At 24.4% G+C, this 14,295-nt stretch carries 18 protein-coding genes and 1 pseudogene; 5 read left to right on the top strand and 14 right to left on the bottom strand.

What is annotated here, in order from left to right; all coding sequences use genetic code 4:
• Positions 1-349: 349 nt before the first annotated feature.
• The 8 genes and pseudogenes from ACQH23_RS08895 to ACQH23_RS08860 form a co-directional block, all read right to left on the bottom strand.
• Positions 350-544 carry a hypothetical protein gene (locus ACQH23_RS08895; protein WP_425378066.1) on the bottom strand — a complete coding sequence of 65 codons (195 nt, stop codon included), beginning with the start codon at positions 542-544 and terminating at the stop codon, positions 350-352.
• A 227-nt stretch (positions 545-771) separates the two neighbouring features.
• A protein-coding gene (locus tag ACQH23_RS08890; protein ID WP_425378065.1) for an IS3 family transposase occupies positions 772-1,880 on the bottom strand; the annotation gives its coding sequence in 2 pieces (ribosomal slippage) (positions 772-1,640 and positions 1,640-1,880; 1,110 coding nt in all).
• A gap of 250 nt (positions 1,881-2,130) precedes the next feature.
• Positions 2,131-2,313 (bottom strand): hypothetical protein, encoded by a 183-nt coding sequence (locus tag ACQH23_RS08885; protein WP_425377776.1) that lies wholly within the window; start codon positions 2,311-2,313, stop codon positions 2,131-2,133.
• 131 nt (positions 2,314-2,444) lie between these two features.
• Positions 2,445-3,395 (bottom strand): IS30 family transposase, encoded by a 951-nt coding sequence (locus ACQH23_RS08880; protein WP_425378064.1) that lies wholly within the window; start codon positions 3,393-3,395, stop codon positions 2,445-2,447.
• 173 nt (positions 3,396-3,568) lie between these two features.
• The gene (locus ACQH23_RS08875; protein ID WP_425378063.1) at positions 3,569-3,814 is read right to left on the bottom strand and encodes a hypothetical protein; all 246 of its coding nucleotides are present in this window, start codon (positions 3,812-3,814) and stop codon (positions 3,569-3,571) included.
• Positions 3,815-3,835: 21 nt separating this feature from the next.
• Positions 3,836-3,901 (bottom strand): annotated as a pseudogene (locus ACQH23_RS08870) (hypothetical protein); the annotation flags it as partial.
• A 247-nt stretch (positions 3,902-4,148) separates the two neighbouring features.
• Positions 4,149-5,078: a UPF0236 family transposase-like protein gene (locus ACQH23_RS08865; protein WP_425378062.1), complete on the bottom strand. Its 930-nt coding sequence runs from the start codon at positions 5,076-5,078 to the stop codon at positions 4,149-4,151.
• Positions 5,079-5,083: 5 nt separating this feature from the next.
• Entirely contained in the window at positions 5,084-5,602 is a 519-nt protein-coding gene (locus ACQH23_RS08860) for a UPF0236 family transposase-like protein (RefSeq protein WP_425378061.1), read from the bottom strand.
• A 198-nt stretch (positions 5,603-5,800) separates the two neighbouring features.
• Here ACQH23_RS08860 and ACQH23_RS08855 point away from each other — a divergent pair, with 198 nt between their 5' ends.
• A complete protein-coding gene (locus tag ACQH23_RS08855) occupies positions 5,801-6,043 on the top strand; it encodes a hypothetical protein (RefSeq protein ID WP_425378060.1) in 243 nt (80 codons plus the stop codon).
• A gap of 149 nt (positions 6,044-6,192) precedes the next feature.
• On the opposite strand, the gene ACQH23_RS08850 is transcribed toward ACQH23_RS08855, so the two are convergent.
• From ACQH23_RS08850 to ACQH23_RS08840, 3 genes are all read right to left on the bottom strand, one after another.
• Complete coding sequence (locus ACQH23_RS08850; RefSeq protein ID WP_425378059.1) at positions 6,193-7,362, bottom strand: IS3 family transposase; 1,170 nt, start codon at positions 7,360-7,362, stop codon at positions 6,193-6,195.
• A 55-nt stretch (positions 7,363-7,417) separates the two neighbouring features.
• On the bottom strand, positions 7,418-8,368 hold the full coding sequence (locus ACQH23_RS08845; protein ID WP_425377887.1) for an IS30 family transposase: 951 nt from the start codon (positions 8,366-8,368) through the stop codon (positions 7,418-7,420).
• Positions 8,369-8,443: 75 nt separating this feature from the next.
• Positions 8,444-8,737, bottom strand: a complete 294-nt coding sequence (locus ACQH23_RS08840; protein ID WP_425378058.1) for a hypothetical protein — start codon at positions 8,735-8,737, stop codon at positions 8,444-8,446.
• Positions 8,738-8,976: 239 nt separating this feature from the next.
• Between ACQH23_RS08840 and ACQH23_RS08835 the strand changes: the two genes are divergently transcribed.
• The gene (locus ACQH23_RS08835) at positions 8,977-10,086 is read left to right on the top strand and encodes an IS3 family transposase (RefSeq protein ID WP_425378057.1); all 1,110 of its coding nucleotides are present in this window, start codon (positions 8,977-8,979) and stop codon (positions 10,084-10,086) included.
• A gap of 284 nt (positions 10,087-10,370) precedes the next feature.
• On the opposite strand, the gene ACQH23_RS08830 is transcribed toward ACQH23_RS08835, so the two are convergent.
• The 3 genes from ACQH23_RS08830 to ACQH23_RS08820 form a co-directional block, all read right to left on the bottom strand.
• Positions 10,371-10,697 carry a hypothetical protein gene (locus ACQH23_RS08830; protein ID WP_425378056.1) on the bottom strand — a complete coding sequence of 109 codons (327 nt, stop codon included), beginning with the start codon at positions 10,695-10,697 and terminating at the stop codon, positions 10,371-10,373.
• A 187-nt stretch (positions 10,698-10,884) separates the two neighbouring features.
• A complete protein-coding gene (locus ACQH23_RS08825) occupies positions 10,885-11,568 on the bottom strand; it encodes a DDE-type integrase/transposase/recombinase (RefSeq protein ID WP_425378055.1) in 684 nt (227 codons plus the stop codon).
• 173 nt (positions 11,569-11,741) lie between these two features.
• A complete protein-coding gene (locus ACQH23_RS08820; protein WP_425378054.1) occupies positions 11,742-12,005 on the bottom strand; it encodes a hypothetical protein in 264 nt (87 codons plus the stop codon).
• Between the two features lie 93 nt (positions 12,006-12,098).
• On the opposite strand from ACQH23_RS08820, the gene ACQH23_RS08815 reads away from it, so the two are divergent.
• The 3 genes from ACQH23_RS08815 to ACQH23_RS08805 all read left to right on the top strand — a co-directional run bounded on the left by ACQH23_RS08815 (position 12,099) and on the right by ACQH23_RS08805 (position 14,237).
• Positions 12,099-12,359 carry a hypothetical protein gene (locus ACQH23_RS08815; RefSeq protein WP_425378053.1) on the top strand — a complete coding sequence of 87 codons (261 nt, stop codon included), beginning with the start codon at positions 12,099-12,101 and terminating at the stop codon, positions 12,357-12,359.
• A gap of 205 nt (positions 12,360-12,564) precedes the next feature.
• Positions 12,565-13,794, top strand: coding sequence for a motility-associated protein Scm1 (gene scm1 / locus ACQH23_RS08810; RefSeq protein WP_425378052.1), 1,230 nt, complete (start codon positions 12,565-12,567; stop codon positions 13,792-13,794).
• A 179-nt stretch (positions 13,795-13,973) separates the two neighbouring features.
• Positions 13,974-14,237, top strand: coding sequence for a hypothetical protein (locus ACQH23_RS08805; RefSeq protein ID WP_425377654.1), 264 nt, complete (start codon positions 13,974-13,976; stop codon positions 14,235-14,237).
• The last annotated feature ends 58 nt before the right edge of the window (positions 14,238-14,295 follow it).

Here is a 14,295-nt window from a genome sequence, read left to right as displayed (position 1 = left end):
TTATATCTACATACTATAAAATAATAACTAATTTTTAAATTAAAAGCAAGTAGAAATGTAATTTTTTATTTAAATTAAAAATGGGATAAAATCCCCATTTTCGATGGATTCGTCCCATTTTAATGTTATCTTGAATTTATTTCATCTTCGATTGCAAGATTTTATTGGTCTTGTTCTGTAATATTTTTTATTTGTTTATTAATTGCAATAATGCTATTTTTTTGTGAATTTGTTAATTTTGGTTTAGGAGGTAATTTTGGGGTCGTAATTTGACTTGGTCCTGCTTGTGGTTCTAAATTTGATAATTCTTGCGGATGAAATTTTGCACGTGGGGATTTTGAAATTGGATTTATCTTTGCTTTAGGAAGATATCATTGAGTATTTTTCTTTGAGTCAGCGATTGCTTGATCAGTATATCAGTATTTATTTCAAAATTATGAAACTTAGTTTCTAAATTTTGGTATGTTCCTTGTGCTGTTGTAATAATTTCTTGTCCATTTGGAATAATTTCCTCATTTTTATGTTGAAAATGGGGTAATACCACTTCAGCATATAATTGCTGAGCAATATTTTTAGTGTCTGATAATTCTTATAAATTTATTGTTTCGGTTAGTTTTTTATCTTTTTTCTTTATTTTGATATATTTGTTTTTTAATTTATCAAAGTCTTTCTTTAATTTTGTAGAAAACTCTTGATGAAGTCAAAAACCCTTATAAAATATAGAAATTTGCAATAAATACATTGGATTGGCAACCCTTTTTAGGACACTTTTTATATGGACTGTTGTTTTATAAATTCAACAGGTGTTAAATAATTTAAACTACCGTGAATTCGAATATTGTTATATCAATGCTCAAAGTCAAATAATTTGTATTTTAATTGGGTTAAATTTATAAATTTTTGCCCCTTGATAAATTCCGTTTTAAAACTTTTGTAAGTTGTTTCAGCCACAGCATTATCGTATGGACAGCCTTTATTGCTTAATGATCGTTTGATGTTAAAAGTATTTAAGATATTATCAATGATTTTATTTTTAAATTCATTACCCCGGTCAGTATGAAATAACGTAATTTGATTTAATGGTCTTGTAATTGAATAAAAGGCTTTTTGTCCTAGTTGGGCTGTTTTGTTTGTCCCGGCACTATAGCCAATTATTTCACGATTAAACAAGTCAATTAATAAACAAATATAATGTCATTTAGCACCAACTTGAACATATGTTAAATCACTAATAACAACTTCATTTGGTTGTTTATTATTAAATTCACGGTTTAAAACGTTGCTAATTTCGTCGTTATTAACCATTGACTTATGATTACGATATTTTAATTTGGTGTATTTAGATACTAACTGATTTTTAATCATAATTTGGCGAACTTTTCTTCGCGATAAGATAATATCTTTTCTGGTTAAAATAGCTTTAATTTTACGAGCTCCATAAATTTTGCGACTAGCATTAAATGCACTGATAAATTCTTGTTCATAATTATTAACATCAACCGTAGCGTATTTATTAATTTGATAGTAATATGTTGATTTTGCTATCTTTAATATTTGACCCATTTTTCGCACGAAATATTTTTCTTTATTATTGTTAATAATTTCTATTTTTTGCCGATTATCAGTGCTGCTTGCTTTAAAATGTCGTTTTCCATTCGTAATTGGATTAATTCTTTCCGCAAGGCAATCAGTTCATTTTCTTCAGCAGTGCGATTATCTTTTGCTTTAAAAGATCCAGAATTATTTAATTTTTCAATTCACTGATATACGGCTGATTTTGACATCCCATATTTCTTAAAAATTTCAAGAATGGTTTTACCATTTTGATAAAGTAAAACAATTTGTTTTTTAAATTCATCGGTGTATGAATTTATTCCCATTTTTATATTCCTACTTTCTTCATAATTATATTTTATTTGAAAGTCCACATAAATATGGTCCAACTTATTGTAACCTATTCACATTTTATCAAAAACCCAATAAAATCCTGATTTTATTAAAGTATCAAGAGTTTTCGACAAAATTAAAAGAATTTTATGAAAAAGTCAAAAAAGAAGCAGAATTAATTAAAAAACAAACGCTTAAATTAAATTAGACTGCACCCTGTTTAGTAAGTATTAATAAAAAGGTTTACAAACTTTCATTTATTATATCTTTTTCTTTTTGGTTTGAATATCATTTATTTCATTTTTTAACATCATTAATATATTCATTATGAGATTTATAATTTTTATTATGGATTGTTCCTTTTTTAAGTAATGAATGAAAACTTTCAATAATAATGTTGTCTGCACAATGATAATTTTTACCCATTGAAATTATAATTTTGTTATCTAAACATTTACTATTATAATCTTTAGATGTATATTGATATCCGTGATCTGAATGAATTATTGTTTTATTTAGATCTTTTTTTATTTGCCAAATTGTAAAGTTAAGTGCAACTAAATTATTTTTCTAACCAAATATTCGATTGGCGAAAGATAATTTAGTATTTTTCTTGGTCTTTGGTTTAAAGACAATATAAATTTATGAACTGCATTTTTAGTAGTATTTGAAAAATTAAATTTTTTAGGAAATTTTTCTCTAATTAAACCATTACTATTTTCATTAGTACCTCTTTGTCAGGGTGAATATGCATTAGCAAAATAAATTTTCACATTTAAATTTTTTTCAAGTTGTTGTCAATTAGCAAATTCTTTACCACGATCAAATGTTATAGTCTTAACAAGATTATTTGGAAGAATTGATAAATAATGGCTAATATTTTCGTTAATAACTTTAGTAGTTCTATTTTCAACTAATATTGCTAAAGTAAATCTTGATGTTCTTTCAACTAAAGTTATTAAACATGATTTACTTTTACCTCGTGATGATACTACGGTATCACCTTCTCAATGACCAAGAGTTACGCGATTATTAACATTAGCATTTCTTTCTTTAATTGATTTACCATTAAATTTACCCCGATTTTCTTGATATTTTCGTTTCTTACCTTTTCTTCTTAAATTTTTATTAGTAACTTTTTCAAGTAATCCAGAATAAATTCAATTGTAAATTGTTTTAAAACTAATAATTCATTCTTTATGAAAATTTTTAATTCTGCCATAAATTTGTTCGGGTGATCAACCTAATAATAATTTTTGTTGTACATATTTTACTAATTCTCTATTTTTAAACTTATGAAAATAAATATGTGATTGTTTTCTATTTTCTGCTTTATTTTGTGCAATTAATGAAAAATAATGATTATTATCTTTATTTATATTAACTTCTCGAATAATAGTACTAATACTTCGATTAAGATTTTTAGCTATTTCACTAATTTTTATTTTAAACTTCAATTGATTCTCAATATAAATTCTTTCATCTATGCCAAGATGTTTATATCCCATATAAAAACTCCTTGCTTTATTTTTTCTAAAATAAACTTAGCATCATAAAATTTTTATATGAGATTTTTTGCAATTTTATTTACTTGCACTTACAAGTATAATTCAGCTATTTTTTTAATTTTATTAATTGCAGCATTTAAATTATCAATTACAATTTTGTTATTATTAAATTTTTATCATTTTACATCAATAATTTCTTTAGTATATCCATCAATTATTGTTGATTGATAATGTTTTTTACCATTTCAAATTAAATAAGTTACATCAGTAAATAAAATTGAAAATCTTTCTTTAATATCATTAAAATTACGATTTACTAAATCAGGATATTTAATTATATTTTTATTTCTATTTTGTTTTATTAATATTTTTCTACGCATACGCTTTACATATTCAGCTTGAATATTATTTTCTTTCATAATTCGTAATACTTTCTTAGCATTATAAACAATGCCATAATCTTCTTTTAAATATTTGATAATTCGACGATAACCAAATTGTTTTAAATTTTCTTCATAGACTTTTACAATATTTTTTAATGATTCACTATCCTTACCATTACTTGAATAATTTTTGGTTGTATGTATTATTTAAGGGTTTTAATTAATACCTTAGAAATTGTGGAATAATATACCACTTACTTATCTAGATTATATTACTTTTAATTTTATTGTCAATATATTTTTCTATTTTTTTAAATTTGGATTGCGGGTAGCGTGTAAAATGTTGGGGAAAAGTTTTCAGCATTAAGTTCTAATAATAATTATAAACTATTTTCTTTAAAAGAGTTTTAGTATTTGATAATGTAGAAGCGGTGAATACTGGTAAGTTATATTGTTTAACTTCTGGATTATTCATCTTTTTAAATATTCATCTTCAAGTAATTTGTTCATTTTTTACTTGAAGATTTTTAATTTCTGTTAGTTCTTGAAAGGGATTAATCCCATTAGCTGTCAATTGTTTTAATAACATTACTTTGTAAATCGTTTTTTCATTAAATATTTTTGGTTTTGAACGAAACATTACTTTAATAATTCGAGCAACATAACTTTCAATGCGACAACCAATATTTTCTTGATATTCTCATTTTTGAATTGCTCCATAGTATGTTCTTAAATAATTAGATATTTCTTGTAACTTTCCTTTCGCTTCTTCGGTTTTAACAAGCTGATAAGCTCATTCAAGGTATTTTGTAACCTTGTTTCAGTTTAATTTTATAATTGCTTTTCTAATTTTATTAAATAAATAACGTTTATAATATCGTGGACCACGGAGACAATCTTTAATTTTTTTAATAACATGGAAACGATCAATGATAAATTCAACATTGATGTGTTTTTCAACCGTTGAAATATATTGTGCACCATCACCAAGCACAATAATTTTAGTTGTCTCGGGTGATTCATAATTTAAGTTAATAAATTCTTTAATTCCTTGTCAGTATTTTTTAGAATTAATTTTTTTAACTTCATTAGTCATTGTTACTAGAAATTTGACATTATGCATTGTTTTTCGTATTATTTTAGGATCTTTATAACCAGTATGAAAGACGATTAAACGGATTCTTTTCTTAATTTTTAATCGTTTTTTGATTTGATAACTAATGGCATTGCGATATGCTTCATCGGTTTCAATATAAATAACCCCATCATGTTTTAGTTTTGTATCTGGTTCATCTAGCATTAGTTCTAACAAATGTTTAATATCAAACCGTTTAATAAGGTTAAAAATTGTTTTTTTGTTATGTTAGCATTCCGATACATATTACAAATATCTTGATAACTAAAATTTATGCCTAATTTGCTGATTATTTCTAACGAAAAATCATAATCAAGTCGCTGATAACTTTCAATCCCTAATTGAATATCAAGTAAAAAGACCGTTTTTGGTTTTTTTGCCACTTGAAATTCTGGTTTTAAGATATATTTTCGTCGTTTAAAAGTAACTTCACCATTACGAAAAACCAAAGTTCGTTGATAAAATCCTTTTGGAATATAACGTGCTTTGCGTCAGTCCTTATTAAAAATATAGTTATCAATATATTCAAAAATATTTTTAAATAGTATTCAAGCTTCAGAACTAATTTCATTTTTTAAATAGGATAATAGTGCTGTAATAGGGATATTGGGGCTAATTTCATTAATTAAATCAATAAAAGAGTTATTATTTTCGTTTAAAAACTCTTGGATTCTAGTTATAATATTCATAGGATAGTTTTATTTCTAATTTTTTTCAAACTTAATTATACTGAAAACTTTCTTTTTTATTTTCCCCAACTTTGGCAACACAATCCAGATTGCGTTGCATTTGAATTTACAATATACAAAATAATAAAAAATTGATATAATTTATCTATCGATGGAATTAATATCTATGAATTTTACCAATTAGAAAGGATATAAAAAATGTTATTTTTAACAGATATAATAAAATCACAGGAAATTTGAAATAAAATTATTTCAATTGGAATGCCTTCAACAATTGTCATTATTTTTATTGTTTTAATATGTTTAATCATAAAATATCTTAAAATTAAACGCATTATTTATACTATTATTTTATTAGGAGTTATTACTTTAATTTGTATCTTGATTTGATATTTTAAAGACAACATTTTAGGAATTGTTTCAGAAATTATTCCAAAATAAACGAAGGAACCCTTTTAAAAGTGGTCGCATAAAAAAGATTGAGGTATAAAAAATATTAATTTATATTAATAGGTGCACAGTTTCAGATAACTGAGAATTTTAATTAAAAAATGCTTTAATTTCATATTGAAGTGGTGGCATTTTTAAATTTAAAATTTTTCTTTTTTTTCATTATAATGAATTATATAATTATCTACAATATTTTTTACTTCTAAAATATTTTTACAGTGTGATAATTCTGAGTTCTCGGTTTTAAGAATTGAAAATAAATTTTCAATCGGTGAATTATCTAAACAATTGCCTCTTCTTGACATACTTATATTTATACCGTGTTTTTTTAATAATTTTTCATAAGCTTTTGAAGTGAAATGAATACCTTGATCAGAATTAATAGTTAATTCACCTTTGATTATTTTTCTTTTAATAATTGCTTCTTTGATACAATTATTTACTCAATTTACTGTTGGAGTTGTTGTTAAAGAATAATTTACTATTAAATTACTAAATAAATCCTTGATTGCAAATAAATATACTCATTCTGTGATTGTTTTAACATACGTAATATCAATTGATCACTTTTGATTATTTTTTTCAGCTTTAAAATTACGTTTTAATAGATATTTATGTCGAATATGTTCATTTGTCATTTTTAAGAAATGATTATTTTTTTTTCTTGTTTTAATTCTTACACTAGAAATTCTATTAGCTAATTTCATATAACGATAAACTGTTGAATTCGACACATTAATTTTTTGCTCTTCCAAAGATAATTTAATTTGTCTGTGTCCTTTAATACTATTTTCTCTATGAATTGCTTTAATTATTTCATATATTGAATAATCAATATTTGGTTGATATTCATCACAATTTTTTGAATATTTATTTCAAGTATCATATGAAATTCTTAATTCTTTTAAATATCATGATAAAGTAATTTTTGAAACTTGCAATTCTGATTTAATAAAAGCAATTTGTTTTCTAATGTTTGTTTTTGTTTTTATCTTTGGAAGAGCAACAAGCTTTTTTAAAACCTCATTCTCAGCTTTTATTCTTTCATTTTCTTTTTTTAATAAATATTTTTCACGTTCTAAGGGTTTTTTAAACTTATTTAATTCAAAATCTTTTCGCTTTTTTCGTTCTTTTAGAATTTCTTTATTTTGTTGAAATTGATTTACTCATTTTGAAATAGTTGCTAAACTAATATGATATTCTTTTGCTATTTCACTATAAGATTTATTGTTAATTGAGTATTCATTAACAATTTTTTCTTTAAATTCAAAAGAATGATCTTTAGACCCTTTTATTTTACCTTTAGCCATATAAAAATGTTTCTCCTAACTTTATATATTAGCCAAATTGTAAAGTTAAGTGCAACTAAATTATTTTTCTAACCAAATATTCGATTGGCGAAAGATAATTTAGTATTTTTCTTGGTCTTTGGTTTAAAGACAATATAAATTTATGAACTGCATTTTTAGTAGTATTTGAAAAATTAAATTTTTTAGGAAATTTTTCTCTAATTAAACCATTAGTATTTTCATTAGTACCTCTTTGTCAGGGTGAATATGCATTAGCAAAATAAATTTTCACATTTAAATTTTTTTCAAGTTGTTGTCAATTAGCAAATTCTTTACCACGATCAAATGTTATAGTCTTAACAAGATTATTTGGAAGAATTGATAAATAATGGCTAATATTTTCGTTAATAACTTTAGTAGTTCTATTTTCAACTAATATTGCTAAAGTAAATCTTGATGTTCTTTCAACTAAAGTTATTAAACATGATTTACTTTTACCTCGTGATGATACTACGGTATCACCTTCTCAATGACCAAGAGTTACGCGATTATTAACATTAGCATTTCGTTCTTTAATTGATTTACCATTAAATTTACCCCGATTTTCTTGATATTTTCGTTTCTTACCTTTTCTTCTTAAATTTTTATTAGTAACTTTTTCAAGTAATCCAGAATAAATTCAATTGTAAATTGTTTTAAAACTAATAATTCATTCTTTATGAAAATTTTTAATTCTGCCATAAATTTGTTCGGGTGATCAACCTAATAATAATTTTTGTTGTACATATTTTACTAATTCTCTATTTTTAAACTTATGAAAATAAATATGTGATTGTTTTCTATTTTCTGCTTTATTTTGTGCAATTAATGAAAAATAATGATTATTATCTTTATTTCTATTAACTTCTCGAATAATAGTACTAATACTTCGATTAAGATTTTTAGCTATTTCACTAATTTTTATTTTAAACTTCAATTGATTCTCAATATAAATTCTTTCATCTATGCCAAGATGTTTATATCCCATATAAAAACTCCTTGCTTTATTTTTTCTAAAATAAACTTAGCATCATAAAATTTTTATATGAGATTTTTTGCAATTTTATTTACTTGCACTTACAAGTATAATTCAGCAATTGTAAAAGTCATGAAGCTTTTTTAGTAATTCATACCTAACTTTGTAATAGTTTAAATCTCTTTTTTCAAATGATTCTTTTGGACCTTTATTGGTGTTTAAAATTCCTTTCTTAAAATTTTCATACCATGAAGCAACAGTTTTTTTATTAATTGCATATTTTTTTGCAATAAAACTTATACTATTATTTTTAACCTCTTGTCCTATCCTTTTTCGAAAATCTGCTGTATATTTATTAAATTTTTGTCCTTTTCTTGCCATATAAAAATGTTTCTCCTTTAAAGTAGACTGCACCCAAAAAAGTAAGTAAAGAAAAAAAGTCTTTGCTAAACTTTAAAGGAGAAACATTTTTATATGGCAAGAAAAGGACAAAAATTTAATAAATATACAGCAGATTTTCGAAAAAGGATAGGACAAGATGGATAGGTTACAATAAGTTGGACCATATTTATGTGGACTTTCAAATAAAATATAATTATGAAGAAAGTAGGAATATAAAAATGGGAATAAATTCATACACCGATGAATTTAAAAAACAAATTGTTTTACTTTATCAAAATGGTAAAACCATTCTTGAAATTTTTAAGGAATATGGGATGTCAAAATCAGCCGTATATCAGTGAATTGAAAAATTAAATAATTCTGGATCTTTTAAAGCAAAAGATAACCGCACTGTTGAAGAAAATGAACTTGATTGCCTTGCGGAAAGAATTAATCCAATTACGAATGGAAAACGACATTTTAAAGCAAGCAGCACTGATAATCGGCAAAAAATAGAAATTATTAACAATAATAAAGAAAAATATTCCGTGCGAAAAATGGGTCAAATATTAAAGATAGAAAAATCAACATATTACTATCAAATTAATAAATACGCTACGGTTGATGTTAATAATTATGAACAAGAATTTATCAGTGCATTTAATGCTAGTCGCAAAATTTATGGAGCTCGTAAAATTAAAGCTATTTTAACCAGAAAAGATATTATCTTATCGCGAAGAAAAATTCGCCAAATTATGATTAAAAATCAGTTAATATCTAAATACACCAAATTAAAATATCGTAATCATAAGTCAATGGTTAATAACGACGAAATTAGCAACGTTTTAAACCGTGAATTTAATAATAAACAACCAAATGAAGTTGTTGTTAGTGATTTAACATATGTTCAAGTTGGTGCTAAATGACATTATATTTGTTTATTAATTGACTTGTTTAATCGTGAAATAATTGGCTATAGTGCCGGGACAAACAAAACAGCCCAACTAGAACAAAAAGCCTTTTATTCAATTACAAGACCATTAAATCAAATTACGTTGTTTCATACTGACCGGGGTAATGAATTTAAAAATAAAATCATTGATAATATCTTAAATACTTTTAACATCAAACGATCATTAAGCAATAAAGGCTGTCCATACGATAATGCTGTGGCTGAAACAACTTACAAAAGTTTTAAAACAGAATTTATCAAGGGGCAAAAATTTATAAATTTAACCCAATTAAAATACAAATTATTTGACTTTGAGCATTGATATAACAATATTCGAATTCACGGTAGTTTAAATTATTTAACACCTGTTGAATTTATAAAACAACAGTCCATATAAAAAGTGTCCTAAAAAGGGTTGCCAATCCATAATCGTAATAATTCTTTATCATTAAGAAATTTAAAGTTATCATTTTTCATAGTTTTATACTCTCCTAATTTATATTTTTTATTTTTAATTATATTTTATAGAAATATTCTTAATAAGAAAAGCCGGTATCGCAAGAAGACGATTAAAAAAGTCTTGTTAACAAAATAAAAGACGATTAAATTTCTTTCCCATAAACAAAGAAAAAACCCTTGTTAAAAGGTTTTTATTGTTTTACTTCAAAATTAAAGAATGAATTAATTAGTAAAAGCAAAATCACGAACACTATAACGAGTTTTACCAGTGAAATCATTGAAATTCTTTTTATAAGTAATAGTAATTGCTTTAAAGTTTTCAAGATCAAATTCAGCATTTAATCTTTCTGCTAAATCATTTCATACTACGCATTGCACTTCTTCACCATTATCTAAAACTCAAAATTCACATAAATCTCTTGTTTGTCCATCTTTACTAGTAACTGTTTTTAATTGTGGTTGTTTTGATGCTAGTAAGAATTTTACATCATTAATAAACTGTTCATCTTTTTTATTAAATTTGTTGTGTTGTGGTCTGTTATTATACATCCTTGCCGCCCTCCTTTCTTATTCAAATGAATACTTAAATCATACTTTAAATTTTAACTGAAAAAAAAGAAAGATTTATTAGATTGTCATATGAACAACAATATTATATCACTAAAATATTTTTTAAAAACGATTATTTTCTTTTAGTCTAGACTGCACCCCGTTTAGTAAGTATTAATAAAAAGGTTTACAAACTTTTATTTATTATATCTTTTTCTTTTTGGTTTGAATATCATTTATTTCATTTTTTAACATCATTAATATATTCATTATGAGATTTATAATTTTTATTATGGATTGTTCCTTTTTTAAGTAATGAATGAAAACTTTCAATAATAATGTTGTCTGCACAATGATAATTTTTACCCATTGAAATTATAATTTTGTTATCTAAACATTTACTATTATAATCTTTAGATGTATATTGATATCCGTGATCTGAATGAATTATTGTTTTATTTAGATCTTTTTTTATTTTTTTAATTTTATTAATTGCAGCATTTAAATTATCAATTACAAGTTTGTTATTATTAAATTTTGATCATTTTACATCAATAATTTCTTTAGTATATCCATCAATTATTGATGATTGATAATGTTTTTTACCATTTCAAATTAAATAAGTTACATCAGTAAATAAAATTGAAAATCTTTCTTTAATATCATTAAAATTACGATTTACTAAATCAGGATATTTAATTATATTTTTATTTCTATTTTGTTTTATTAATATTTTTCTACGCATACGCTTTACATATTCAGCTTGAATATTATTTTCTTTCATAATTCGTAATACTTTCTTAGCATTATAAACAATGCCATAATCTTCTTTTAAATATTTGGTAATTCGACGATAACCAAATTGTTTCAAATTTTCTTCATAGACTTTTACAATATTTTTTAATGGTTCACTATCCTTACCATTACTTGAATAATTTTTATATTTATCTCAATAACTACGCTTTAAATCTGTTATATCAAGTAATAAATTTAGTGGATATTTATTAATGTTTTCTTTGATAAAAAATACAATTTTTCTTTTATTTAATTGTAAAAGTCATGAAGCTTTTTTAGTAATTCATACCTAACTTTGTAATAGTTTAAATCTCTTTTTTCAAATGATTCTTTTGGACCTTTATTGGTGTTTAAAATTTCTTTTTTAAAATTTTCATACCATGAAGCAACAGTTTTTTTATTAATTGCATATTTTTTTGCAATAAAACTTATACTATTATTTTTAACCTCTTGTCCTATCCTTTTTCGAAAATCTGCTGTATATTTATTAAATTTTTGTCCTTTTCTTGCCATATAAAAATGTTTCTCCTTTAAAGTTTAGCAAAGACTTTTTTTCTTTACTTACTTTTTTGGGTGCAGTCTATAACAATGGAAAGAAAACTAACAATGAAAGAACAACATGAATACAAAACAATTGAAAAAATTATTAACAATAAAATATCAAAGCAAAGAGCTGCAAATATTTTACACTTATCAATTCGTCGCATTGAACAACTTATAAAACTTTATGATCCACAAAATAGTCAATCATTTGCTCACCATTCTCGTGGAAGGATAGCTCACAATAAAACAAATCCACAAATTTGCTTTAATTTTGTCGAAAACTCTTGATATTTTAACAAAACCTTGATTTTATTGGGTTTTTAATAAAATGGACTTTTTACAAATTTCTATATTTTATAAGGGTTTTCTTTAATTTTGTCGAAAAATCTTGATATTTATAAAATATATCTAAAATTAGGTATATTTTATAAATATCAAGATTTTTCGACAAAATTAAAGAAATAAAATGCCATCTTTCTTGTTTTCTTGGTATAATATACTTATGATTATTAGAAAAATGGAGAAAACTATGGCATTAAAATCTTGACTAAAATTTAGTATTATTTGATTTTTAGCAGGAATTGTAATTATTATTGCCGGGGCCGTTGTACCAACCTTAAATCAACAAGTACCGGCGCTAAAACAAGAAATTATTAATTCATTAAGTGTTAAAGATTTTATTCCCAATCCGTTAAAATCTTTGAAGGGCAATAGTGCTTATAATATTTTAAATTTTTTATTATCATATGGATCGTTTAAAGCAATTTTTATTTTAAATGGTTTTGCTCTTTTTAAATTTTGAGTAATTGATTTATATATTTTGGTCCCAATTTTTACCTTATTTGCTGTTGGAACAGCAATTTTTGTTGCTGTGTTATTAACAAATGCGACAACTGCCCATTGAAAATGAAATATTCGTTTATTAGTTGGAAAATGAATAACAACAATTGGCAGTTTTATTTTATATATTTCTTTATTTTTAGGATTATTTTTAATTGCAATTGCAGATGGGTTTTCTTTTGTCCAAGAGCAAGAAAGTCGTTGATATAATTTACCAGAGGGGCAAGGGTTAGTAACATGAATGAACAATGTCCAATTTCAACCGAATGTTTTTTCTATTTTAGGTTTAATGATTAATCAAGAAGGGTTAGGACAATTTTTTGCCCAAGCACCAGGCGTAATACACGCCGGGACTGAACTAGTTATTTTTGTGATGCCACTTGCTGTTGCTAGTGTTGTGATTGGTTTATCAATTCGCATTGCAATTGAATTGCTATTACCATCATCATCTGGTCATCGCGGTGGCTTTGATGCTAACTTTATCCAATGATTAGGATATATTAATATTTCTTCGCGTCGTGAGTTACGCCAACGATTAGAAAGTAACATTGGCATGATTGTCTTAATGATTGGTTTTGTTGTGATTATGATTTTTCCCGCTTTTACATCAACAACAAGATATGTAGCAGCAAATTGAATTATTTTAATTGTTGCAATTGTGTTAATGGTCGTTAGTTTTATTCCGTTGTATTTTATGTTATTTTGTTTAGCACATATGCAAGAATTTTCATATAATTTATTAATTTTTGTTCAAATGCTAACATGATTAGTAGTTGGTTTACTTTGACAAATTTTAATGTGAACAGTATTTAAACAACACTTTCAATATCCAGCGGTAGTCTCAGTCATTACCACGTTCTTTTTTGTTAATATTTTATTAGGTTCGTTTTATTTATTGGTGCGTGGATATCGAAAATAAGCTTTGAATAAGAACTTCTTTGAAATAAACTTTAATTTTGTCGAAAAATCTTGATAAAGTCAAAAAACCTTATAAAATATAGAAATTTGTAAAAAGTCCATTTTAGCTATAGACTGCACCCCAAAAAGTAAGTAAAGAAAAAAAGTCTTTGCTAAACTTTAAAGGAGGTGAATTTTTATATGGCAAGAAAAGGACAAAAATTTAATAAATATACAGCAGATTTTCGAAAAAGGATAGGACAAGAGGTTAAAAATAATAGTATAAGTTTTATTGCAAAAAAATATGCAATTAATAAAAAAACTGTTGCTTCATGGTATGAAAATTTTAAGAAAGGAATTTTAAACACCAATAAAGGTCCAAAAGAATCATTTGAAAAAAGAGATTTAAACTATTACAAAGTTAGGTATGAATTACTAAAAAAGCTTCATGACTTTTACAATTAAATAAAAGAAAAATTGTATTTTTTATCAAAGAAAACTAGACTGCACCCCGTTTAGTAAG

Origin of the sequence: Spiroplasma endosymbiont of Polydrusus pterygomalis (assembly GCF_964030635.1) — a bacterium.
Classification (GTDB): domain Bacteria; phylum Bacillota_I; class Bacilli_A; order Mycoplasmatales; family Mycoplasmataceae; genus Spiroplasma.
The sequence above is the reverse complement of the archived record's forward strand: the minus strand, read 5'-3'. Positions and strand labels throughout refer to the sequence as shown.